Genomic DNA, 22,697 nt, shown 5'->3' with positions numbered 1-22,697 from the left:
CCTGCCTAGTCTGGTAGGCTAGAGAGCAGGGGAGGCTTGGCGTTGCGCAGTCGCGGATCGGTGACACTGGTGATGGCGCTTGCACTGGCTTGGTCCGCTGCCGCCTGCACAAACGGATCGGGCGAAGCGCCCGGGGACGTGCCCGCTTTCGATGGGATCGGCGAGAATGAAGCGATCACCGCGCTTGGCACTGAACCGTTCTGGAGCGCGAAGATCACTGGCAACACGCTGACCTACTCGACGCCCGACAATATCGACGGCGTGCAGATCGAGGTTAGCCGCTTTGCCGGTAATGGCGGGCTGGGTTTCAGCGGCACGCTGGACGGCGCAGCGCTGAACATGGCGGTGACGCCGGGCGATTGTTCGGACCAGATGAGCGACCGCACCTATCCCTATACCGTTACACTGAAGATTGGCGATGCGCAGCTTGATGGATGCGCATATACCGACCAGCAACCCTTTGAAGGTGAGGAGACACCCTGAACATGAGTGAATATGGAGATGCCGGGCGCGGCTGGCGGCTGTTTTTCTGGATTGCTGCGGCGTTCAATTTCCTGATCGGCCTTGCCGGTATGCTGATGCCCGAATCCTCGATCGACGGGCGCACGATCGGCCTGCTGATCTTTGCATTCGGCCTGGTCTATTTCATCGTGGCGAGCGATCCTATCCGGTATGGCAAGGTGCTGTGGGCCGGTGTGCTGGGCAAGGTAGGCGTCGTCGCACTTCTGGGCCCGTCCGAATTCGGCGGCGAAGGCAGCGCGCTGATCGCGGCGGTGCTGACCGGCGATGCACTGTTCGCCTTCGGCTTCCTGGTGTTCCTGTTCACCAAGGCGGACAGCCAGCCTGGCTAGGCGCGCAGCAGTGCAAGAAGGAGACATCAAATGGGTCTGACCGGAGGCTGCCTGTGCGGCAAGGTGCGCTATGAATTGACCACCGACCCGCTGATGTGCGTCACCTGCCATTGCAAGAACTGCCAGCGGCAGGCGGGCAGCGCGCTCTCGATCATCATCGGCGTGCCTGAAGGCTCGGTGAAGGTCGAAGGTGAGGTCAAGACCTATGACGACACGGGCGATAGCGGCGCCACGGTCAAGCGGCAGTTCTGCGACAATTGCGGCTCACCGGTGTTTACACGCGTGGCGCATCCGCCGGGCGTGATGTTCATCAAGGCCGGGACGCTGGACGATACCTCCAGCCTCAAGCCTGCCTTCCACTGCTACACGAAGAGCAAGCAGGACTGGGTCGACCTGGGCGACATTCCCGGTTTCGAGACTGTGCCCGACGGGCTTTAGGCCTGCGGGTCAGAACAATCCCGGGATCTGGTGCTGGGCGGCAGACGGAGCTTCCGGCTGCAGCAACTGCCGCCCTGCTCCAACCGATTGCGCAGTACGCTGGGTTCCGCCGGAAATCGCGGTGCAGCTGCGGCCTGCGAGGAAGTCGAGCGCGGTGGCGATCGAAGCCTCGGTTGGATCGCCCAGCGGCTTGAGCACGTCATCATTGGCGCGGCAGGTGTTGGTGAAGAATGGCGGGTTTGCATTGGGGTCTGCAAGGCCATTGAAGTATTCGCCCTGGCCCGCGGCATTGTCGGTCTTGAAGGTCACCACGCGCAAGCGCAAGTCGCACGCGGCAACGTCGAATGCGCTCTGCCCCACCGGCTTGCCGGACGTATTGGTGCCGATCAGCGCCATGTTTGGCCGAAGGTAAGCGAGCATCGAATTACTTACGAGCTCGCTGGCTGACGCAGTGCTCGTTGTGCCGATGATTGCCAGCTTGGTCGGGGCGATCGAGTTCGGCTCCGAAAGGAAGTTGCGGGTCGAATTTCGCGAAGCCTTGCTGGCGCGCCACACCGTGTTGCTGAACACCTGGCCTTCGCGGGTGCGGCCAAGCAGGTCGCCCAGCGTCTCGGCTACGACGACCAGACCGCCACTGTTGTAGCGCAAGTCCAGGATGACTTCGGTCACGCCCTGGCTGCGGAAATTGGCAAAGGCCGTGCGCAACTGGTTTGAGGCATCGCTGACGATAAAGGTGCGCAGGTTGATGTAGCCGACCCGCTTGCCGCCATCGTTCAGGATCAAGGCGCCATAGCGGTCGGACACCGGATCGAGCGAGTAATCGGCTTTCGTTATGCTGCGCTCGTTAGTGACGCCGCCAGCCGTACGGAACTGCAAGACCCGGGTCGTCCCGGCGGTCGATGGCCCCAACGCATTGCTGACGGCTTGCGGACCGCCCGATGCCATCAGGCTGCTGACCGACTGCAGGTTGCTGCTCGATGTGCCGATCGCCAGCAATTCCGTGCCGCGGTCTATTCCGGCGGGGAATGCCGGCGCGGTCTCGTAAGCTTCCAGCACGAAAACGCGGTTGTTGACTGTGTCATAGCCAAGCCGAATGCCGAAGCCAGCGTTTGAACCTGAATTGATCAGCGCGTTCTCTTCCGCGATCGACGTGGCGAAGTTGAAGAAGTCATCCTTCCCCGCGGCCCTTGCCGGTGCGGTCAGTGCGTCCATGTAGGCCTGGACTGTCGTGAAGTTCGCCCGGTTGACATTGGTGGCGATCAAATCGGGGAAGAGATACCATTCGTTGATCGCATCGAAAGCGAACTGCTGCTGCTGCGATACTGCACAGGCGGTAGAGGTCGGTGTCGGCGTTGGGGTGGGCGTGCCGCCAATGGGAGGCGCGCTTCCTCCCCCTCCTCCTCCTCCGCAAGCGGCGAGCGAAATGGCAAGTGTTGTGCTTAGGGCAGTGCGACCGAGACCCATCACAGTCCTCTTCGATTGATCGGAAACGCGTTTCCGTTGCGGGGGAAGAAGCGACAACATGCCGCCTCGTTGCGCGCACGGCAATCCCGCAATTTTGGCGTTTGGCCTGCGAAATCGCGACAACCCGGCGAATTACCCACAGTTTAAGCCCGAAAAGCGGGGTAAATTCACCTTAATCGCCTCGTCACACCAGACTTTAGCGCCTAGTTTTGTGTTCGAATATTGCGCGAGAGGGATCGACTACCTGTGTCTGCTTTGCCTGACTGGCTCCATGCTTCCTTGCCGCCCGCGGCTCGCCATGGCGGGCTGGCGATTGCGCGGCTTGGCAGTGAGCGTTCGTTGGGGCGCGGCGGTTTGCAGCTGACCAGTCCGGCGTTCCGTTCCGGCGAAGCGCTTGATCCCAGCTTCACCGCTGACGAGGAAGATGCGGTCGCGCCGCCGCTTGAATGGACCGCGCCGCCCCCCGGCGCGATGGAACTGGTCGTGATCGTGGAAGATGCCACCTCTGCTGGCGATGATCCGCGTTGCCATTGGCTGGTCTGGGGCCTGCCTGGCCAGCGGGGCAAGCTGCTGGAGGGCGAAGTTCCGCCGCGCACCGGCAAGAACGCGCTCGGCAATTCCGAATGGCTCCTGCCCGATCTGCCAGAGGGCGAGACCCATCATTTCGTATTCCAGTTGTTTGCGCTCGAACTGCCGCTGACCCTGATGCCTGGGGCTTCGCGGGCGGACCTGCTCGCAGCAATGGAAGGGCAAGTTGTCGCCAGCGCGTTGCTGGTCGCCCAATACACCCGGTCGCAGGAGGACGAGGAAGACTGGGGTGATGACGACTTCGAATTGTAACGGCCATAACATGGAAAGGAATTGAACATGGCTGGAAACGCGCTGCAAAAGCCCGTGAACCTGTCGGATGCACTTGAAGCAGTGATTGGCAAGGGTCCCATGACCCGCGCCCAGGTCACTTCGAAGGTGTGGGAATACATCAAGGCGAATGGCCTGCAGGACAAGACTGACAAGCGTCAGATCAATCCCGATGCCAAGCTTGGCGCGGTGATCGGCAATGCGCAGATCTCGATGTTCAAGATGACCGCTGCGGTGTCCAAGCACCTCAGCTAAGCCATTGGGCAAAAGACAAGGGCGGCACGGTTCCCTTCGCGGAGCTGCGCCGCCCTTTTTTGTGCCCGCAATTTGGCCAGAGGCTTTTCATTGGCGGCTGCGCCAGTAAGGTTCGTATCCGCTTGCTCGACACACTCCAGGAGAATTTGATGAAGTCCGTATCCATGATCGCGGCTACCCTGCTGCTTGCCGCTCCCGTCATGCTGGCAGCGCAAACGCCGGAAGAGGTCGCCGCGGCAGCACTGCGGGCAGCACCGGTGATGGACGGCCATAACGACGTGCCGATCCAGCTGCGCGGGCGGTTCGGCAATGTCATCGCGGACTTCGACTTCCACGATACGACGGATACGGCAAGCACCGAACCGCGCCGCGCCGCGATGCATACGGACATCGCGCGGTTGCGCGAAGGCAAGGTGGGGGCGCAATACTGGTCGGTCTATGTGCCCGCTTCGCTTGAAGAGCCCGAGGCGGTGCAGATGACGATCGAGCAGATCGACGTCACCAAGCGACTGATCGAACGCTATCCTGACGATTTGCAGCTGGCGCTGACCGCCGACGATGTCGAATCCGCGCTGGCCGCAGGCAAGATCGCCTCGCTGATGGGCATGGAAGGCGGCCATTCGATCGGCTCCAGCCTGGGCGTCCTGCGCCAGATGTATGATCTGGGCGCGCGCTACATGACGCTGACCCATTCGAAGAACACGCCCTGGGCCGACAGCGCCACCGATGCGCCTGCGCATAACGGGCTGACCGATTTCGGGCGGGACGTGATCCGCGAAATGAACCGCCTGGGCATGCAGGTGGACCTCAGCCATGTCAGCGAGAAGACCATGCATGATGTGCTTGATGTGGCGAAGGCTCCGGTGATCTTCAGCCATTCGAGCGCGCGTGCACTCAATGGCCATGCCCGCAATGTCCCGGACAGCGTGCTTCAGCGCCTGCCCGCTAACGGCGGCATTGTCATGGTGACCTTCGTGCCCGGCTTCCTCAGCGAACCCGCGCGCCAATGGAATGCCAATCGCGATGCGGAAAAGGCGCGGCTCGAGGCGCTGTGGCAAGGCCAGCCGGAGCAGGTCGAGCAAGGCTTGAAGCTATGGGACGATCGCAATCCCTTGCCGCAAGCATCCGTCCGCGACGTCGCCGATCACATCGATCATGTCCGCGCAGTGGCCGGTATCGACCATATCGGGATTGGCGGCGATTATGACGGCATCCCGTTTGCGCCCCCCGGGCTTGAGGATGTCAGCGGCTATCCCGCGCTGTTCGTGGAGCTTGCCCGGCGCGGATACAGCCAGGCCGACCTGGAAAAGATTTCGCTGCGCAACGCTCTGCGCGCCTTGCGCGGAGCGGAAGCCTATGCTGCCAGCCAGCGCGGTGCACCGGCAATCGAAACGGTTGTGACCGGAGGCTAGGGCTCAGGCGGTAAGAGCGGGAATGACCCAAACCAGCGTCATTGCGATGATCGCCAGCAACAGCCCGATCGCCAAAACCCAGCGCAGGCCCGTGTTAGTGACGGCTGCGCGTGCGTCATCGTCTTCGATGTGAATTTCGTCACCGTTGTTGTAGCTCATACGGCCTCCCTTTCGAGGTAATCATACCCTAGCCAACGGGGCGCTGTCATCTTCGTTCCGAAACTGCCGGTCAGTCGCGCAGAAGCTCGTTGATCCCGGTCTTGGCGCGGGTCTGCGCATCGACCGTTTTGACGATCACCGCGCAATAGAGCGACGGGCCGGGCGACCCGTCCGGCAGTGGTTTGCCGGGCAGCGATCCGGGCACGACCACCGCGTAGGGCGGCACTTCGCCGCGGTGGATTTCGCCCGTGGCGCGGTCGATGATCTTGGTCGATGCGCCCAGGTAAACGCCCATGGAAAGCACCGCGCCTTCGCCCACGCGAACCCCTTCTGCCACTTCGGCACGGGCACCGATGAAGGCGCCGTCGCCGATGATGACTGGCCCGGCCTGGAGCGGCTCAAGCACGCCGCCGATCCCGGCGCCGCCGGAAATATGCACATTCTTGCCGATCTGCGCGCAGGATCCGACCGTGGCCCAGGTGTCGACCATCGTGCCTTCATCGACATAGGCGCCGATGTTGACGAAGCTGGGCATCAGCACGACGCCCTTGCCGATGAAGCTGCCACGCCGCGCCACCGCGCCGGGCACCACGCGGAAACCCGCTTCGCTAAAGCGGTTGTCGCCCCAGCCGGCGAATTTGCTCGGCACCTTGTCATAGGCTGCTTCGCCGGCCGATCCGCCTTCCATGACGCGGTTGTTGTTCAGCCGGAACGAGAGCAGCACAGCCTGCTTCAGCCATTGGTTGACCTTCCAGCCGCCATTGCCGTCAGGTTCGGCCACGCGCGCGCCGCCGCTGTCGAGCAGACCGATGGCTTCGTCGACGATGGCGCGCACGTCCTGGTCTGCGGGCGTGATTTCGGTGCGGCGCTCCCACGCCTGTTCGATCGCGCTGGCGAGTTCGCTGGACATGTGTGGGTACTCCGCAGGACGTTGGTGGCAATTCAGCGCTGCTAGCGGGCGTGAGGGAGCCCGGCAAGCTTTCCGGCGCACAGAAAATCTTGCTTCGCCGATAACCTTGGACCTATGGCTATCGCTTAACGGGGGCGGGATTAGGAAGGTCGCACGATGCCCACGGCTGTCTCCCCTGTCTTCGCGCGCGTGCGCCTATTGCCAGCGATATCGGCCTTGGCGCTGCTTGCTGCCTGCGGCGGGGGAAGCGGAGCCGCACCGTCGAGCACGCGGCCGCCGCCAACTCCGACACCAACGCCCACTCCAACGCCCGTCCCGACGCCAACGCCCACCCCGACGCCGCCTCCGACGAATTTTGACACGCGCGAATTCCGCGAATCCGATGGGCCCGGCTTCCACAATGCGATCACTGCCTGGCAGGCCGGGATAACCGGCGCGGGATCGATCATTGCCATCGTCGATAGCGGGATCGACAGCGACAGCCCCGAATTCGCGGGGCGCATTCATCCCGCCTCCGCCGATGTCGCGGGTAACCGCGGGATCGATGGCGAGGACGATCATGGCACGAACGTGGCGCTGGTGGCCGCTGCCGCGCGCGACGACACCGGAATTCTGGGCATTGCCTTCAACGCCCAGTTGCTGGCGCTTCGGGCGGATACTCCGGGCAGCTGTGCCAATGATACGCCGCAGGACCCCTCGCTCAGCTGCCTGTTCGATGACCGGGCGATTGCGCGCGGCATTGATGTAGCGGTGAGCAGCGGCGCCAAAGTCGTCAATCTCAGCCTTGGGGGCGGCGCTGCGTCACGTTCGGTGCTCGATGCTGTGGCACGCGCCGCCAACGCCGGAATTGTGGTTGTGGTCTCGGCGGGCAATGGCGGGGACGGCAGCGAGCCTGGGATCGATCCGAACCAGCCCGATCCTTTCGCCGCCAGCCTGCGGCAGGCGGGCGGGAACAATGTGATCATTGTCGGTTCGGTCGATGCCAACGGGCAGCTATCAGACTTCAGCAATCGAGCAGGGAATGCTGCCGCATCTTATCTTTCCGCGCGCGGCGAGCGGATCTGTTGCGTCTATGAAAACGGCCGCCTGTTCGTGGAAAACGTCAACGGGCAGCAGTTCGTCACGCTCTTTTCAGGTACCAGCTTTTCCGCGCCGCAGGTGTCGGGCGCCGTTGCCTTGCTGGCGCAGGCCTTTCCCAACCTTACCGGCGCGCAGATCGTCCAGATCCTGCTCGATTCCGCCCGCGATGCCGGATCGGCGGGCACCGATGCGCTTTACGGACGCGGTATCCTCGACATCGCCCGCGCCTTGGCCCCGGCCGGAACGACGACCATTGCCGGCCAATCTGCAGCCTTCGCGCTGGACCAACGGGTAGCGGTGGGTTCACCGGCCATGGGCGATGCGCTGGGCCGGGGCTCGCTTTCGACCATTGTCACCGATCGATATCGCCGCGCCTACAATCTGGAACTTGGTGCCGGAATGGCGGGAGCCTCCGTGGTTCCTCGCTTGCATGGCGCCGTTGCGCAATATGGCCGATCGCTGGCGGCGGGCGGGCGCGACGTGGCGTTGGCTTTCCAGGTCAGCGACCGGTCCGGAGCGGACCAGTTCCTGCGCCTGACAACCGATGAAGCGGAAAGCGCACGGGTGCTGGCCGCACGGATTGCCGCGCGGATCGCACCGGGCACACAGATCGGCCTGGCAATAGCGCAGGATGCCGACGGGCTGGTGGCGCAGCTCCAGGGCCGTTCGGGAGCGGCTTTTCGGATCGCACCGGGGGTGCAGCGCGACACCGGCTTCCTCCAGCAAGGCGATACGGCGCTGGCGCTGCGGCAGCAGGTTGGAACTTGGGGCGTGACCTTTCATGCCGAGCGCGGCGAGGTGCGGCAAAACTATGCCCCGCGGCTTTCGGAGGTGTTGGACCGGCAGCGCGAGCGGTTGCCGGTGCAAAGCTTCGGCCTGGCATTCGATCGCAAGATGGGAGCGCTGGCGGCGACGCTGGGGCTAAGCTGGCTGCAGGAAGACCGCAGCGTGCTGGGTGCATGGTTCAACCCGGCGCTGGGTCAGCACGGTGCCGACACGTGGTTTGTCGATGGAGCGGCGCAGTGGCAGCTTGGCACCGACTGGACCCTGGGCGGGGCGACGCGCGTGGGGCTCACGCGCGCGCGATCCGGCGATGTCATCGCGCAGGGATCGCGCATGTTCAGCCATGGCTGGGCCATCGACGTAACGCGCAGCAATGTGCTGGCGACTGGTGACAGCCTGGGCCTTCGTGTCAGCCAGCCGCTGCGGGTTGAACATGGCGGGCTGCGCGTAAACCTGCCGACCAGCTATGACTATGCCAGCGAAACGCCGGGCTATGCGATCCAGCGCTTTTCGTTTGCGCCCGATGGCCGCGAAATAGTCGGCGAACTGGCCTGGCAGGGGCCGGTGATGCGCGGGCGCGGCGGGGCGAGCCTGTTCTACCGCCACCAGCCCGGGCACTATAGCAATGCGCCCGCCGATGTTGGCGCGATGGTTAGTTTCAGTGCAGGCTTCTGATCGCGGCTATTCGGGCATTCCCGCCGACAACGCGAACTCGTAAGCCCGCTCAATCAGCGGGGTCACGCGCTCGCTCATTTGCCTGGCATGGGCAGACGATGCCGTGCCGTCAATCACGCGCTTCTTGATCCCCTGCATGATGCCGGCCAGCCGGAACAGGTTGTAGGCGAAATACCAGTCCATCGGCGGAACGGGATAACCCGTGCGCGCGACATAGCGCTCGACCGCTTCCTGCTGGCTGGGGATACCCAGTTCTTCCAAATCCAGCCCTAGCAGGCCCGCGCGGCCATCGGCCGGATTGTGCCAGTTGAGCATCAGATAGCTGAAATCCGCAATCGGATCGCCCAGCGTCGACAGCTCCCAGTCGAGCACCGCGATGATCCGGTTCTCGGTCTTATGGAAGATCACATTGTCGAGCCGATAGTCGCCATGCACCACGCTGGAATTGTGCTGCGGCGGGATCGTTTCAGGCAGCCACTCGATCAGCCGTTCCATATTCGGCTGGTGCTCGGTTTCCGATAGCTTGTACTGCTTGGTCCAGCGGCTGATCTGGCGCGCGCAATAATCGGTCGGCTTGCCATAATCGCCCATGCCGATCGCCTGCGGGTCCTTGAGGTGCAGGTCCGCCATGGTGTCGATCAGCGCGTGGTAGATTTCGCGGCGCTCGTCCTTCGAGTATTGCGGCAAGGCGCCGTTCCACAAGCTGCGCCCATTGGCCATGCTCATCACGAAGAACTTGGCGCCGATCACCTCGGTATCCTCGCACAGGCCAAAAGTGCGCGGTACGGGGAAGCCGGTCGGGTAAAGGCCGGTCATCGCCGCATATTCGCGGTCGACCGCGTGCGCACTGGGCAGCAGCTTGCCGAAGGGCTGGCGGCGCAGCACGTAGGAAGCGTCGGGCGTGTCGATGCGGTAGGTCGGGTTCGACTGGCCGCCCTTGAACTTGGTGTAGCTGATCGGCCCGGCAAAGCCTTCGACATTGGCTTCGAACCATTCGGTCAGCCGATCAAGGTCTAGCCGGTCCTTCTCCGGCACTTCGACCGTGCCGACCATTTCCTTGTCGAAATCGATCGGAGCGGGATCCTGCGCCATCAGTCGAACACCACCACGCTGCGCGCCGAATGGCCGCTGCGCATCTTGTCGAAGCCCTCGTTGATCTGCTCCAGCGGGATCCGCTCGGCGATGATCGTATCGAGATCGAGCAGCCCGCGCATGTAGAAATCAACCAGGCGCGGCAGGTCGACCGGGAAATGGTTCATCCCCATCAGCGCGCCCATCAGCTTCTTGCCGCCGAGCAGGTCCATCGCGCCGAGGCCGACCTTGCAGTCGAGCGGCATCATGCCCAGGATGATCGCCGTGCCGCCGCGGCGGAGCGAGGCGACGGCCAGGTCTGCCGAGGCTTGCCGGCCCACCGCTTCGATCCCGTAATGCACGCCGCCACCGGAAATTTCGATGATCTGCTTGGCGGCATCGGGCGCCATGGCGTCAACCGTGTGGGTCGCGCCCAGCGCCTTGGCCAGCTCGCGCTTTTCCGGGATCGGATCGGCGGCGATCACCTTGCCCGCGCCGGCGATTTTCGCGGCATTGATCACCGCCAGGCCGACGCCGCCGCAACCGATGACAGCCACGGTCTCGCCAGGTACCACCTTGGCCGCATTGAAGATCGTCCCCGCGCCGGTCGTCACCGCGCAGCCGATCACGGCGGCACGGTCAAGCGGCATATCTTTGTCGATCGCCACGCAGGCATGTTCGTGGATCAGCATCTGTTCGCTGAAGGCCGAAAGGTTGAGCATCTGCATCACAGGCGAGCCATCGGCGCGGGTAATGCGCGGCGCGCTGCCCGATCCCCGCCGCGTGTCGGCGCCCATGCACAGCGCCATCCGACCTGTTACGCAGAATTCGCAATGCCCGCAGAAGGCGCTGAGGCAGGAGACCACGTGGTCGCCCGGCTTCACTGTCTTCACTTCGCTGCCCACCGCGCGCACCACGCCTGCCGCCTCATGGCCGGGAATGGCCGGCAGCGGGTGGGGATAGGCGCCGTCGATGAAATGCAGGTCCGAATGGCACAGGCCGCAGGCCTTGGTGTCGATCAGAACCTCATGCGGGCCGGGATCGGCCAGCTCGACCTCGCCGATGACGAGGCCTTGGCCGGGTTGTTCAAGAATGGCTGCTTTTGCCAATGGTCCGCTCCCTTAACGCGCCACGCCCATATCGCCCGAGCTGAAGCCCGCCTCGCCCATTGTCGGCGCCTTGCCATCGCGCAGGGCGTTGGCGGTCGGCCCGGGCTGCGGCATGTGCTTGGCGAATTCCATCCGCGCGATCGAGCGGGCGTGGACTTCGTCCGGCCCGTCAGCCAACCGCAAAGTGCGCTGGTGGGCATAGGCATTGGCGAGGCCATAATCGTCCGACACGCCGCCGCCGCCATGCGCCTGGATCGCATCGTCAATGATCCGTAGCGCCATATTGGGCGCCTGGACCTTGATCATGGCGATTTCCTGCTTGGCGCTCTTGTTGCCGACCTTGTCCATCATGTCGGCCGCTTTCAGGCAGAGCAGGCGGGTCATGTCGATATCGATCCGGGCGCGGGCAACCCGCTCTTCCCACACCGAATGCTTGTAGATCGGCTTGCCGAACGCTTCGCGCTCTTGCAGGCGGCGGCACATCTTGGCGAGCGCTTCCTCGGCGACGCCGATGGTGCGCATGCAGTGATGGATGCGGCCCGGGCCAAGGCGGCCCTGCGCGATCTCGAAGCCGCGCCCTTCGCCCAGCAGCATATTGGTCACGGGCACGCGCACGTCCTTCAGCTCGACTTCCATGTGGCCGTGCGGGGCGTCGTCATATCCGAACACCGGGAGGTGGCGCAGGATGTTCACACCCGGCGCGTCCATCGGCATCAGGATCATCGATTGCGCGGCGTGGCGCCCGGCGGAAAAGTCCGTCTTGCCCATCACGATCGCCACCTTGCAGCGCGGATCGCCCACGCCGGATGACCACCACTTGCGACCGTTGATGACGTAGTGGTCACCGTCGCGCTCGATCCGGCATTCGATATTGGTTGCGTCAGAGGAGGCGGTATAGGGCTCCGTCATCAGGAAGGCCGAACGGATTTCGCCGTTCATCAGCGGGCGCAGCCATTCTTCCTTCTGCTCAGCCGTGCCATAGCGGTGGAACACTTCCATGTTGCCGGTGTCCGGCGCGGAGCAGTTGAACACTTCACTGGCAAAGCCGATGCGGCCCATTTCCTCCGCGCAGAGCGCATATTCGAGGTTGGTCAGGCCTGGCCCTTCGAATTCGAACGTGTCGTCGACATGGTGGTGGCTGTCATTGCGCGGCGGCATGAACAGGTTCCAGATGCCTTCGGCCTTGGCCTTGGCCTTGAGGTCTTCGACCACCTGGATCACCTTCCAGCGCTCGCCCTCGGCATCCTGCGCCTTGTAGGTGGGAACTGCGGGGCGCACGTGGCTCTCGATGAAGTCGCGCACCCGATTGCGCCAGTATTGCTGCCGTTCGGTGGGTTCGAAATCCATGGGGGCGTTCCTCTCAAGTCCTGATTTGCAATCGAATCTGTTGGGGCGACCGTGGCAGAGCCAATCCGCCGCGCCAAGCTCTCATTTGTACAATGTCACGGGGTTATCGCATGCGCGTCGGGATCGGCGCGCGCGGCCGCGTTGAGCGTGGCAAGTCGCGTTTCGTGCTCATGCCGGCTGATCGGGAAGCGGCCCAGCCAATAGGCCGCGATACAGGCCAGTACGATACTCGCTCCGCAATAGAGCGCGATCATCTTTACGATCACAGCCTGCTCGATCGCGCCCGGAACAGCGTCGAAGGGCAGCTGCGAAGCGGCGACGATCTGGCCGGTCAGGAAGATGCCAAGCCCGGTGGCGCACTTCTGGACCAGCCAGTTGCCGGAATAGAACGCGCCCTCGGCACGCCGCCCGGTCTTTTCCAGATATGCTTCGACGATCTCTGCAATCATCGACGATGCGGAAATCATCACCACGATCCCCATCGTGTTGCCCAGCAGGTGTAGCGCCAGGTACAGCCCGGTGGAGGCCCAGGTGCCGACTTGCGGCCACACCCCTGACAGCAACAAGCCATAAGGCAGCAGAAACAGAACCAGTGCCGAAAGCGCACCGATCGCGGCACTTTTGGGCTTGCCGAAGCGGCGGTGCATGGGGCTGACGATGAAGAACATCAGCACGACAGACAGGAACAGGATGCCGGGGAATGCCGTCAGGGCTGCGCGGTCGAACTGCCACACGAAGACATTGAGATAATTCGTCATCGAGAACGACATGCCCTGGCTGACATAGGCAGCCAGCCCGCCTAGCGCGAAAATGACGAAAGCACGTTCGCTGAAGGCCTCGATAATTTCCGAAAAAGCTGTCTTGAGCGAGAATGGCGGAGGCTTGGTTGCCGGATAACCGGCAACAAGGCGGTGCTGCCCGAAGGCGGAGCCCATCACTGAAACGGCCATCAGGATGGCGCCGAAAATCCCGAATAGCGCGTAACCGTCGCGCTGCAGCAGTCCCTCCGGCCCCGGCATGAAAACGGTGTAGGCCAGCACCATCATCAGGATCCCGCCCGACCAGCCCGACAGATAGCGATAGCGGAACAGCGTGGTGCGCTCGTCATAGTCGGCGGTAATCTCTGGCAGCAGGCTGACCGAGGGCACTTCGCAGGCCGACAGCAGCACCCGCACGACCACCGCGATGCCCAACAGGCCCCAGAAGGTCGGCGGCTCGGCACCCGGCGGCGACCACAGTGCGATCCAGGCGAAGGCCAGCGGGATCGGCGCGAGATACAGCCATGGCAGCCGACGGCCCCAGCGTGTGTAGGTCCGGTCGGACAGATGGCCCAGGATCGGATCGACCACGGCATCCACCAGCAGCGCCACCAGCAAGGCGAGGCTGACCACGCCTGCGTCCATGCCCAGCACCTGGTTGTAATAGAGCAGCAGGAAGAAGCTGAAGCCCGAATCCTTCACTCCGAACGCGACTGCGCCGAAGCCGTGGATCAGCTTCAGCCGCAGCTGCAGGGAGCCTGTGACAAGGCTCACGCCGCCAGGCCTCCGGCGCAGCGAATCATCGCGAAACCACTCATCAAGCCTCTCCTCTCGATTGACGTTAGCGTAAGCGAACGCGCGGCCCCGTCAACGTAAACACGCTGACGCTACGGCATGGCCAGTGAGCACTTCGCCGCGAAATCCGTCCTTGCTTGCAACCCGTCAATGCCCCTAACGTAAGCGTCAATCAGGAGACATGAGAGGAGAGTCGGACATGTCCGATCTGGATAGCTTCCGCAGCGAAACTCGCGCCTGGCTTGAAGCCAATTGCCCCCCCGAAATGCGCGAACCGGTGCGTGACGAAGACGATGTTTACTGGGGCGGGCGCAACGCCAGCTTCAAGAGCGACGCACAGAAGGCGTGGTTCGAAGCTTGCGTGGCCAAGGGCTACACCGTCCCCGCCTGGCCCAAGGCATATGGCGGGGCTGGCCTCAATCCGGCCGAGGCGAAGGTGCTGCGCGAGGAAATGAGCCGCATCAACGCCCGCCCGCCGCTGTCGAGCTTCGGCATCTGGATGCTTGGCCCGGCGCTGCTGCACTTCGGCACCGAAGGCCAGAAGCAGCGCTTCCTCAACGAGATCGCGCGCGGCGAAATTCGCTGGTGCCAGGGCTATTCGGAACCGGGCAGCGGCTCCGACCTCGTCTCGATGCAGACTTTCGGCGAAGACAAGGGCGATCACTGGGTGGTCAACGGCCAGAAGATCTGGACCTCCTATGCCGACAAGTGTGACTGGATTTTCTGCCTCGTCCGCACCGACAAGGATAACAAGTACCAGGGCATCACCTTCATGCTGTTCGACATGGAGACGCCCGGGGTCACCACCAAGCCGATCAAGCTGATCAGCGGCAACAGCCCGTTCTGCGAAACCTTCTTCGACGATGTGGCCGTGCCCAAGAGCTATGGCGAGGATTGCCCCGGCTTTGTGGGGCAGATCAACCGCGGCTGGGACGTCGCAAAGTACCTGCTTGGCCACGAGCGCGAGATGATCTCGGGCGCGGGCGGCGGCGACCGTACCGCGGCGATCGGTGCGGCGATGAAGCGCGCTACTGCCAAGGAAGGTGGCGAGCTTGACCCGATCCTGCGTGCCGAGCTGGCGATGTTCGATGTCGATGCGCTGGCCTATGCCTGCATGGGCGAGAAGTTCCTCGACGAGATCAAGGTCGGCAAGGCGCATCCGGCGCAGCCCAACATGATGAAATATGCCGGGACCGAGCTCAACAAGCGCCGCCACGAGCTGATGATGAGCGTGGGCGGATCGCGCAGCCTGGAGTGGGACAGCGATGACACCGACGGCGGCAAGCCGGCGCGCAACTGGCTGCGGACCAAGGCCAATTCGATCGAAGGCGGCACCAGCGAAGTCATGCTGAACGTCATTTCCAAACGCATTCTCGACCTGCCGGGAGCCTGATCCATGCCGCTGTATCATAATGAAGACCAGGCGATGCTGGCCGAAACCGCGAGCCAGTTCATGGCCGAGGAAGGCGCCATCGCCAAGCAGCTGCGCCATTGGCGCGACCGCGAATGCAAGGACGGCTTCGGCCACGCGCTGTGGAAGCAGATGGCCGAACTCGGCTTCACCGGCATCCTGGTGGGCGAGGAAGACGGCGGGCTGGGCATGGGCCATGTCGAAGCCGGGATCGTGCTCGAGGAAATCGGGCGCAACCTCACCCCTTCGCCGTTCCTGACCAGCTCGGTACTGGCGGCGACGGCGCTGAAGCACGCCAGCGAAGACCTGCGCGGGCGCTACCTGCCCGGGCTCGTTTCGGGCGACAGCGTGTTTGCGGTTGCGGTGGACGAAGGCGCCAAGCACCGGCCCGAGCGGATCGCGTGCAAGGCCGAACGCTCGGGCAACGGCTTCAAGCTGTCGGGCAAGAAGGACTTCGTGATCCATGGCGCGAGCGCCGACATGATCGTGGTCGCCGCGCGCACTTCGGGCAGCGACAGCGATGCTGACGGCGTCACGCTGTTTGCAGTGCCCAAGGATGCGGCGGGCATGAACCATAACGCCGTGCGGCTGGTCGACAGTTCGATGGCGACGCATACCACTTTCGACAATGTCGAACTCGATGGCGATGCGGTGATCGGCGAAGTCGATGGCGGGCGTGAAGTGCTCAATGCGCTGTTGATGGCGGGCCGGGTCGGTTCTGCCGCCGAAGGCGTGGGTGTCGCCCGCGGTGCGATGGACATGACGATCGACTATCTCAAGCAGCGCAAGCAGTTTGGGCGGCTGATCGGCGAATTCCAGGCGCTGCAGCACCGTGCCTCGCACCTCTATTCCGAAGTCGAGATCGCGCGTGCGGCGGTGATCAAGGCCCAGCAACTGCTCGACGCGGGCAGCGAGAAGGCCGATCTGATGGCCTCGGTCGCCAAGGCCAAGGTTGCCAAGGCGGCTGGCCTTGCGGTCAAGGAAGGCGTGCAGATGCACGGCGGGATCGGCATGACCGACGAATATGACATCGGGCTCTACATGAAGCGCGACCGCGCGCTGCAGGAGTTCCTGGGCGATGCCTATTACCACGCCAACCGCGTGGCCGAGCTGAGCGGGTACTGAGGGGATCAGAGCAATGGATATCCAATCACTCTTCGGCCTCGACGGGCGCATCGCGCTCGTCACCGGCGGCTCGCGCGGGATCGGCAAGATGTTCGTCGAGGGCCTGCTCGCGGCGGGCTGTGCGCGGGTCTACATCTCGGCCCGCAAGGTCGAGCAGATGCAGGAGACGATCGACGAATTCGGCGCCGATCGGGTGATCGGCATTCCGGCCGACCTGTCGCAGATGGACGGGATGCAGCAGCTCGCCGATGCGATCGCCGCGCGTGAAAGCCAGCTCGATATCCTGATCAACAATGCGGGTGCGGCCTGGGGGCAGGATTACCTCGAGTTCAGCGAGGCGGGCTGGCACCGCACGATGGACCTCAACGTCAAGACCCCGTTTTTCCTGACCCAGAAGCTGCACAAGCTGCTGGTCGCATCGGCCTCGTCAGGCCGCCCGGCCAAGGTGATCAACGTCTCTTCGATCGACGGTTTCCGCATCAATCCGTGGGAAACCTACGCCTACCAGGCTTCGAAGGCGGGCGTGGTGCAATTGACCCGCCGCGTGGCCGCGCGGCTTATCAAGGACAATATCGTCGTCAGTTCGATCGCGCCGGGCGCTTTCCCGAGCGAGATGAACAAGGCGGCGAAGAATGCTCCTGAGGCTTCGGCTGCGGGCATCCCGGCGAAGCGGATCGGCACCGCAGAAGACATGGCGGCGGCGGCGATTTACCTGTGCAGCCGAGCGGGCGATTATGTCGTCGGAGAGACCGTGATCGTCGATGGCGGCGTGGTAAACGCCTATCTGCCGGATTATTTTAACGACCCGGCAGGCGGGCACTAAGTTTACTGCTATTCCACCTGCGCCATTCCAGCCTGTGCCGGCCTGCGCGCAAAGCACTGTAAAATAACCATAACAAACAATCCCTGTCCGGCACCAACGCACGCCGCAACGGGGCTCGTGCTCCAAAGGCTGCCAGCAAATCGCCATGTGCCGTTCCTGCGAGGGCAAAGGGAAGGTTCCGTTTACCTTAACTGGTTATGACAGGACCGGTTGAGGGAACATGTTTTGCTGGAACTGGTACAAAGATTCTTTGTGAACGAGCGGCTGCGGCACGCGGTCATCGCGATCGTCGTTGCGGCGATGGCGGCGTTCATCACGATCTTGCGCCCGATCGATGTTACTATCTGGTCGCTGCAGTCCAAGCTATTCAATCATAGTCCGAGTGGCGAAATTGTACTCGTGACGGAGCGCTCGGATCGGTCCGACAAAACCGGTGCCGAGTTCAATCGGCATCTCGGTAACGCGCTTCGATCGCATGAGCCAGGCAGGCGTCAGCCGGATCGTCATCGATACTCCGATGCAGTTGAGCGGCAATTCCAGGGTCGATCGCGACCTGCGATTGGCGCTGGAGCGCAACAGGGAGCGTGTCATCCTGTCGCGGCCGATCCGCGACGATATCGATGAAAACCGGCTGATCGAAGATGGAAGTGAGTTCTTCGAGCGGGGGATGCGTATCGCCGCCAGCGATATCCAGCCGGACTTCCTTGGGTTTGTTTGGGGCATCGAGTCGGAGTATTCGGACGGAAGGTCTGCCTATCCTGCGGTCTGGAATGTGATTGCCCATGGCGGCGCTACGACAGAAGCGATTTTTCCCGACTATTCCGTCGACACAAGCCAGGTTCCCCAGATCGACCTATCCGAACTCGCAAGAGGCAACGGCCTGGCACTGAATGCTGTGCAAGACAAAACCGTGGTCATCTGGGGAAGTGGACGCGACAGGCGCGCGATCAAGGCTCCTGATGCGAACTATGGCGATGTATCCGCTGGCCTGATCCAGATTGTGGCGGCGGAGACCGCGCTGCGCAATTCAGGGCAGTTTGTTGGGTCATCGATAACAATTGCTGCATTCGGCTTGCTGCTCCTGCTGGGTCTCGGGATAGTGCGTGGGCGGCGCAACCGAATGCTGGTGTATGGGCTCTGGGTAGCTGCCCTCGTCACTTTCTTTGTTCTCAGCGCCTATCTTGGCTTGCGCGTAATGCTATCGGAGGCGCTTTTTCTCGGCACCTTCTATGCGACATTGCGCGCAATCTACAATTACCGGCGCCGGCATATCTTTATCGATCCGCGCAGCAAGTTGCCGAACTTTGCGGCCTTGCGCCGAGATCTCGAATGCCAGGAAGATGTCGCTGCATTTGCTATCGTCGTGGCAAAGGTGGCACGCCTTGACGCGGTGCTGGCGACCCTCAGCCAAAGCGAACAGCGCCAGTACATGCGCCAGGTCGCCACCCGGCTGAACCTTGGCGATACGCAGCACACTGTCTATCATGACGGCGGCAAATACTTTGGCTTCCTGGTTCGCGCGCAAGATTATCCTGACCTGAAATCGCATCTCGAGGGCTTGCGCGCGGTTGCATCGCAAGCTGTTTCCGTCTCGAAGCGCACGCTTGATCTTTCCATGACGATCGGTGTCGACCATTCGAAGAACAAGTCGCCATCCAGCCGGATCAGCTCGGCGATCGCCGCAGCTGACCAGGCGCGCGAGGCGTATCGCCCCGTCTTCATCATCACCAATTTCGAGGCCGACAGCGAAACCTGGGATTATTCGCTTCAGGCACGCCTCGAACAGGCCCTCACCGAGAACCGCATTTCGATCAAGCTGCAACCCCAGATCGAACTGCAGTCCGGCCGGATTATCGGCGCTGAGGCGCTGGCCCGCTGGGTTGATGAGGAGCGAGGCGAAATCTCTCCCGCCCGGTTCATCCTTCAATGCGAGCGCGTTGGGCGACTCGATGAACTGACAAAGCGGCTGCTCGGCCTCAGTTTTGCCGCATCCCGGTCGCTGCGAGAAAAGGGACTGCCGGCGCGTGTGTCGGCCAACGTCTCAGCCATCCAGTTCGTCGACCACCGGATCGCCGATATGATCGAGACTGCGCTTGCTGAATCCGGCGCCGACCCCGCCGATATCATTATCGAAGTAACGGAAAGCGCCCGCATCGAGGATTTCGCTGTTGCTCGCGACATTATGGAGCGACTTGGCAATTCAGGCATCCGTTTCTCTATCGACGACTTTGGTATTTCATCCGCCAACCTGGATGCGCTGTATCGCTTGCCATTCTTTGAACTGAAGATCGATCGGATGTTCGTCAGCGCCCTAACCAATGACCGTTCCGCGCGCACGATCGTCGAAAACATGCTCAGTCTTTCCAGCGGTTTGGGACTCGTCTCGGTAGCTGAGGGAATCGAGGACCTCGCGACCCTTGAAATCTTAAGAAATATGGGCGGTGACCTGGGCCAGGGCTATTGCATTGCCCGCCCGCAAACGCTCCCGCTCTTGCAGGAAACCATGCGATTACAGAGGGATAACGGTTTGCAGCGTAGCGGTTAAGGTTAACAGTTTACAAACAAGCATGGTTAATTTATTTCCTAGGCTCCATTTGCAAAAGGAGTCTGGGTCATGTTGCGTTCGATTTGGGACTGGATTTTCGCTTAAGTCGAAGTCCAATCAAATTTGAAAGGCCCCCTTTGTGGGGCCTTTTTTATTGCCCAAGGCAAAGCGCGCACGCGGCCTTGAGCCAGACTCGAGGGCGCAGCGGTGGATGTGAGACGCCCGATGGCAGGGCGATTCTTTCGAACCTTGGCGCAGGTTCACACTTTTGGCTGATCATGCGAACATGCTCGTCAGGCCTGTGGCTGGGGGATGCAGCAACTTTCGGTTCGCCGCAGGCCCGCCTCAAGCCACCCTCGCAATGGCGGGGCAGGCCCGTCTCGTTCATCTGCCAGAAAGGTTTCTCCGAACACGCAGAACGTCAAGTGCGTCAGATATGTGCCTGTTGGGCGCACGCCTTGAAGGAGATTTTTAGGGGGTTTTGACAGCCGGACGTGCCATGGTGGGGGGACGGTCGCCTGTAGGTCGTGCATGTGCGAGACCGGCTGATGAGGATTGAAGGAGTAATTGAATGATTTCTATCTCGACACGACCGGCGGCGCTCGCGGCGCTGGCCCTGGTTGCCATCCCGGCAACCGGTACCCTCTCAGCCCAGACGGCCGATGGCGGGCAAACCCAGATCGATGTTTATGGCTCGCTGCCGACCGATCTTGATGCCCTGCCTGACGGGCCGGAACTCGAAGGCTTCATCACGGCGCGCAACGGCAACCGCGTGCAGGTCACCACGCCAGGCGGCGGCGCGACGGTCTTTAACGTTGCCCCTGCGACCGAAATTCGCACCAGCGGTGGCTTCCTGGGGCTCAGCCGCGAGAAGCTGGGCGCCGATTCGCTGCTTAACGGCCTGCCGGTCACGGTTTCGACCGTGCAATGGGAAGGCGGTCTGGTCGCCAGCAAGATCGCGCTCAAGAGCAAGGACCTGAAAACCGCAGCGATGATCCGCAACGGCACCGACCAGCGCTTTGGCGAGAATGAAGCTGCCATCGCCGAGAATGCCGCTGCCACCGAAGCACTGCGCGGCCGCATGGCGGATATCGACAAGTACAACATCAAAGGCACGACCAACGTCTATTTCGACACCGGCAAGTGGAACCTTTCGCCCAGCGCCGAGCGTGAACTGTGCGAAGCGGCTTCCGAAGCCGAAGCGATGGACAATGCGCTGCTGCTGGTCGTCGGCTACACCGATTCGGTTGGCAATGAAGACTACAACCAGGAACTGAGCGAGAAGCGCGCGGGCCGCGTCGTGAACTTCCTGCAGCAGAAGTGCCGCTGGGCTCCCTGGCGCATGCTTTCGCCGACCGGCATGGCGGAGTCCGATCCGCTGGCGGACAATGAAACGGAAGCTGGCCGCGCGCAGAACCGCCGGGTGTCGGTCAACATCCTCGTCAGCAAGAGCGTTGACGGTATCTGATTATCGGAGATTATCCGCTTATCGGCAGGGGCGGGCTTCGGTCCGCCCCTTTCCTTTGAGGGCAAAGAGCGCCCGAACCGCCTGCGCGCTAGGCCATCAATCCACGCACAAACGGGATCAGCCCGGTCTGGCGGGTGCGCCGCATCCGTTCGGCATGCAGGATTTCGCGCACCTTGACGAAGCATTCGTCCACGTCGTCGTTGATCACGACGTAATCGTATTCGGCCCAATGGCTGATTTCGCTGCGCGCGCGCTCCATCCGGCTGTCGATCACCTGCTGGCTGTCCTGCGCCCGGCTTTCCAGCCGACGCCGTAGCTCGGGCAGGCTGGGCGGCAGGATGAACACGCTGACCACGTCCTGCTGGTCTTTCTGGTAGAGCTGCTGGGTGCCCTGCCAGTCGATATCGAACAGGAAGTCCTGGCCCTCTTTCAGCCCTTTGCGGATATAGCCCTTGGGCGTGCCATAGCGGTACCCGAAGACATGCGCCCATTCGTAGAAGTCGTCTTCGGCGACCATCTGGTCGAATTTTTCATCGCTCACGAAATGGTAGTCGACGCCGTCAACTTCGCCGGGGCGGCGCGGGCGGGTGGTGGCTGAAACCGATAGCTGGATCTCCTCGTCCGCCATCAGCAGCATGTGCGATATCGTCGTCTTGCCCGCGCCCGAAGGCGAAGACAGGATGAACATCAGTCCGCGGCGATGCAGGGTATCTTGGTCAGCCATGAGCGCTGTTGGCGCAAAGCGGGGTCAGGAATCAAGTGCGGCGGGCCGCGCAATCGACCTATTTCTTGCGGCCGAAATCAACCGTGACCACGTTGGAGCCGTCATCGCTGCCGTCCGGCGTGTCGCCCTCACCGTCATTTTCCGCGTCTTCGTGCGCTTCGGGTTCCATCTCGGCGACGGTCGCCTGGAACTGCAGGCCGAAATCGACCGCCGGATCGACGAAAGCGGTGATCGCGCTGAACGGGATCGAAAGCTTCGCCGGGACCTGGTTGAAGCTGAGCCCGACCGAAAAGCCGTCCTCGCTTACCTGCAGGTCCCAGAACTTGTTCTGCAGCACAATCGTCATTTCATCCGGGAAACGTTCGCGCAAATGCGGCGGGATCGAAACGCCCGTCGCGCCGGTCTTGAAGGTGATGTAGAAATGGTGGTTGCCGGGCAGTTCGCTGCCGCCTTGCACGATTTCGCCCAGCACGCGGCCCACCACGGCGCGCAGCGCTTCCTGCACGATCTCGTCGTAGGGGATCAGGCTGTCTGGCGTTTCATCACTCATATCGCCTGAATCGTGACGCTGTGCGCGGCTGCGGTCAAGCGGCAATCGACATCGCAGTTGTCGTGCGCAGTGCTTGCACACGGGCA

Annotated in this window: 21 protein-coding genes; 12 read left to right on the top strand and 9 right to left on the bottom strand. The window is 62.6% G+C overall.

What is annotated here, in order from left to right; translation table 11 throughout:
• The first annotated feature begins 36 nt into the window (after nucleotides 1-36).
• Genes G6N82_RS05590 through G6N82_RS05580 form a run of 3 tightly spaced genes read left to right on the top strand, consistent with a single transcriptional unit; the run spans nucleotide 37 to nucleotide 1,289 of the window.
• Nucleotides 37-483, top strand: a complete 447-nt coding sequence (locus tag G6N82_RS05590) for a hypothetical protein (protein WP_241255207.1) — start codon at nucleotides 37-39, stop codon at nucleotides 481-483.
• Between the two features lie 2 nt (nucleotides 484-485).
• Nucleotides 486-851: a hypothetical protein gene (locus tag G6N82_RS05585; RefSeq protein WP_165194574.1), complete on the top strand. Its 366-nt coding sequence runs from the start codon at nucleotides 486-488 to the stop codon at nucleotides 849-851.
• 30 nt (nucleotides 852-881) lie between these two features.
• Nucleotides 882-1,289, top strand: coding sequence for a GFA family protein (locus G6N82_RS05580; protein ID WP_165194572.1), 408 nt, complete (start codon nucleotides 882-884; stop codon nucleotides 1,287-1,289).
• 9 nt (nucleotides 1,290-1,298) lie between these two features.
• Here the strand turns inward: G6N82_RS05580 and G6N82_RS05575 are convergent, their stop codons facing one another.
• Nucleotides 1,299-2,753 carry a S41 family peptidase gene (locus G6N82_RS05575; protein WP_165194570.1) on the bottom strand — a complete coding sequence of 485 codons (1,455 nt, stop codon included), beginning with the start codon at nucleotides 2,751-2,753 and terminating at the stop codon, nucleotides 1,299-1,301.
• 246 nt (nucleotides 2,754-2,999) lie between these two features.
• Here G6N82_RS05575 and G6N82_RS05570 point away from each other — a divergent pair, with 246 nt between their 5' ends.
• The 3 genes from G6N82_RS05570 (at nucleotide 3,000) to G6N82_RS05560 (ending at nucleotide 5,278) form a co-directional block, all read left to right on the top strand.
• Complete coding sequence (locus tag G6N82_RS05570; RefSeq protein ID WP_346773752.1) at nucleotides 3,000-3,593, top strand: YbhB/YbcL family Raf kinase inhibitor-like protein; 594 nt, start codon at nucleotides 3,000-3,002, stop codon at nucleotides 3,591-3,593.
• 27 nt (nucleotides 3,594-3,620) lie between these two features.
• Entirely contained in the window at nucleotides 3,621-3,866 is a 246-nt protein-coding gene (locus tag G6N82_RS05565) for an SWIB/MDM2 domain-containing protein (protein WP_165194568.1), read from the top strand.
• 149 nt (nucleotides 3,867-4,015) lie between these two features.
• The gene (locus G6N82_RS05560) at nucleotides 4,016-5,278 is read left to right on the top strand and encodes a dipeptidase (protein WP_165194566.1); all 1,263 of its coding nucleotides are present in this window, start codon (nucleotides 4,016-4,018) and stop codon (nucleotides 5,276-5,278) included.
• A gap of 3 nt (nucleotides 5,279-5,281) precedes the next feature.
• Here G6N82_RS05560 and G6N82_RS05555 read toward each other — a convergent pair whose 3' ends face one another.
• Both G6N82_RS05555 and dapD read right to left on the bottom strand, forming a co-directional pair.
• The gene (locus G6N82_RS05555; protein WP_165194564.1) at nucleotides 5,282-5,437 is read right to left on the bottom strand and encodes a hypothetical protein; all 156 of its coding nucleotides are present in this window, start codon (nucleotides 5,435-5,437) and stop codon (nucleotides 5,282-5,284) included.
• 70 nt (nucleotides 5,438-5,507) lie between these two features.
• Complete coding sequence (dapD, locus tag G6N82_RS05550) at nucleotides 5,508-6,347, bottom strand: 2,3,4,5-tetrahydropyridine-2,6-dicarboxylate N-succinyltransferase (RefSeq protein ID WP_165194562.1); 840 nt, start codon at nucleotides 6,345-6,347, stop codon at nucleotides 5,508-5,510.
• Nucleotides 6,348-6,503: 156 nt separating this feature from the next.
• Between dapD and G6N82_RS05545 the strand changes: the two genes are divergently transcribed.
• The gene (locus G6N82_RS05545; RefSeq protein WP_241255206.1) at nucleotides 6,504-8,885 is read left to right on the top strand and encodes a S8 family peptidase; all 2,382 of its coding nucleotides are present in this window, start codon (nucleotides 6,504-6,506) and stop codon (nucleotides 8,883-8,885) included.
• A 6-nt stretch (nucleotides 8,886-8,891) separates the two neighbouring features.
• Here G6N82_RS05545 and G6N82_RS05540 read toward each other — a convergent pair whose 3' ends face one another.
• The 4 genes from G6N82_RS05540 to G6N82_RS05525 form a co-directional block, all read right to left on the bottom strand.
• Nucleotides 8,892-9,977, bottom strand: a complete 1,086-nt coding sequence (locus tag G6N82_RS05540; RefSeq protein ID WP_165194559.1) for a phosphotransferase family protein — start codon at nucleotides 9,975-9,977, stop codon at nucleotides 8,892-8,894.
• A complete protein-coding gene (locus G6N82_RS05535; protein WP_165194556.1) occupies nucleotides 9,977-11,065 on the bottom strand; it encodes a Zn-dependent alcohol dehydrogenase in 1,089 nt (362 codons plus the stop codon). Before G6N82_RS05535 ends, G6N82_RS05540 begins: the two co-directional genes overlap by 1 nt.
• Before the next feature lie 12 nt (nucleotides 11,066-11,077).
• On the bottom strand, nucleotides 11,078-12,412 hold the full coding sequence (locus tag G6N82_RS05530) for an acyl-CoA dehydrogenase family protein (protein WP_165194553.1): 1,335 nt from the start codon (nucleotides 12,410-12,412) through the stop codon (nucleotides 11,078-11,080).
• Between the two features lie 95 nt (nucleotides 12,413-12,507).
• Nucleotides 12,508-13,944 carry an MFS transporter gene (locus G6N82_RS05525; protein WP_165194551.1) on the bottom strand — a complete coding sequence of 479 codons (1,437 nt, stop codon included), beginning with the start codon at nucleotides 13,942-13,944 and terminating at the stop codon, nucleotides 12,508-12,510.
• Between the two features lie 220 nt (nucleotides 13,945-14,164).
• Between G6N82_RS05525 and G6N82_RS05520 the strand changes: the two genes are divergently transcribed.
• The 5 genes from G6N82_RS05520 to G6N82_RS05500 all read left to right on the top strand — a co-directional run bounded on the left by G6N82_RS05520 (nucleotide 14,165) and on the right by G6N82_RS05500 (nucleotide 21,337).
• Nucleotides 14,165-15,358 carry an acyl-CoA dehydrogenase family protein gene (locus G6N82_RS05520; protein WP_165194549.1) on the top strand — a complete coding sequence of 398 codons (1,194 nt, stop codon included), beginning with the start codon at nucleotides 14,165-14,167 and terminating at the stop codon, nucleotides 15,356-15,358.
• Between the two features lie 3 nt (nucleotides 15,359-15,361).
• Nucleotides 15,362-16,501, top strand: coding sequence for an acyl-CoA dehydrogenase family protein (locus G6N82_RS05515; RefSeq protein ID WP_165194546.1), 1,140 nt, complete (start codon nucleotides 15,362-15,364; stop codon nucleotides 16,499-16,501).
• 13 nt (nucleotides 16,502-16,514) lie between these two features.
• Complete coding sequence (locus tag G6N82_RS05510; protein WP_165194544.1) at nucleotides 16,515-17,324, top strand: SDR family oxidoreductase; 810 nt, start codon at nucleotides 16,515-16,517, stop codon at nucleotides 17,322-17,324.
• Between the two features lie 517 nt (nucleotides 17,325-17,841).
• Nucleotides 17,842-19,869 (top strand): bifunctional diguanylate cyclase/phosphodiesterase, encoded by a 2,028-nt coding sequence (locus tag G6N82_RS05505; RefSeq protein WP_165194542.1) that lies wholly within the window; start codon nucleotides 17,842-17,844, stop codon nucleotides 19,867-19,869.
• 571 nt (nucleotides 19,870-20,440) lie between these two features.
• Nucleotides 20,441-21,337, top strand: a complete 897-nt coding sequence (locus G6N82_RS05500; protein WP_165194539.1) for an OmpA family protein — start codon at nucleotides 20,441-20,443, stop codon at nucleotides 21,335-21,337.
• An 88-nt stretch (nucleotides 21,338-21,425) separates the two neighbouring features.
• Here G6N82_RS05500 and gmk read toward each other — a convergent pair whose 3' ends face one another.
• Nucleotides 21,426-22,061 carry a guanylate kinase gene (gene gmk / locus G6N82_RS05495; RefSeq protein WP_165194536.1) on the bottom strand — a complete coding sequence of 212 codons (636 nt, stop codon included), beginning with the start codon at nucleotides 22,059-22,061 and terminating at the stop codon, nucleotides 21,426-21,428.
• A gap of 58 nt (nucleotides 22,062-22,119) precedes the next feature.
• Nucleotides 22,120-22,611, bottom strand: coding sequence for a ClpXP protease specificity-enhancing factor SspB (locus tag G6N82_RS05490; RefSeq protein WP_165194533.1), 492 nt, complete (start codon nucleotides 22,609-22,611; stop codon nucleotides 22,120-22,122).
• Between the last annotated feature and the right edge of the window lie 86 nt (nucleotides 22,612-22,697).

Source organism: Altererythrobacter sp. BO-6, from assembly GCF_011047315.1.
Classification (GTDB): domain Bacteria; phylum Pseudomonadota; class Alphaproteobacteria; order Sphingomonadales; family Sphingomonadaceae; genus Erythrobacter.
Note: the sequence above shows the minus strand (reverse complement) of the source record. Positions and strands in the feature narration are given on the sequence as shown.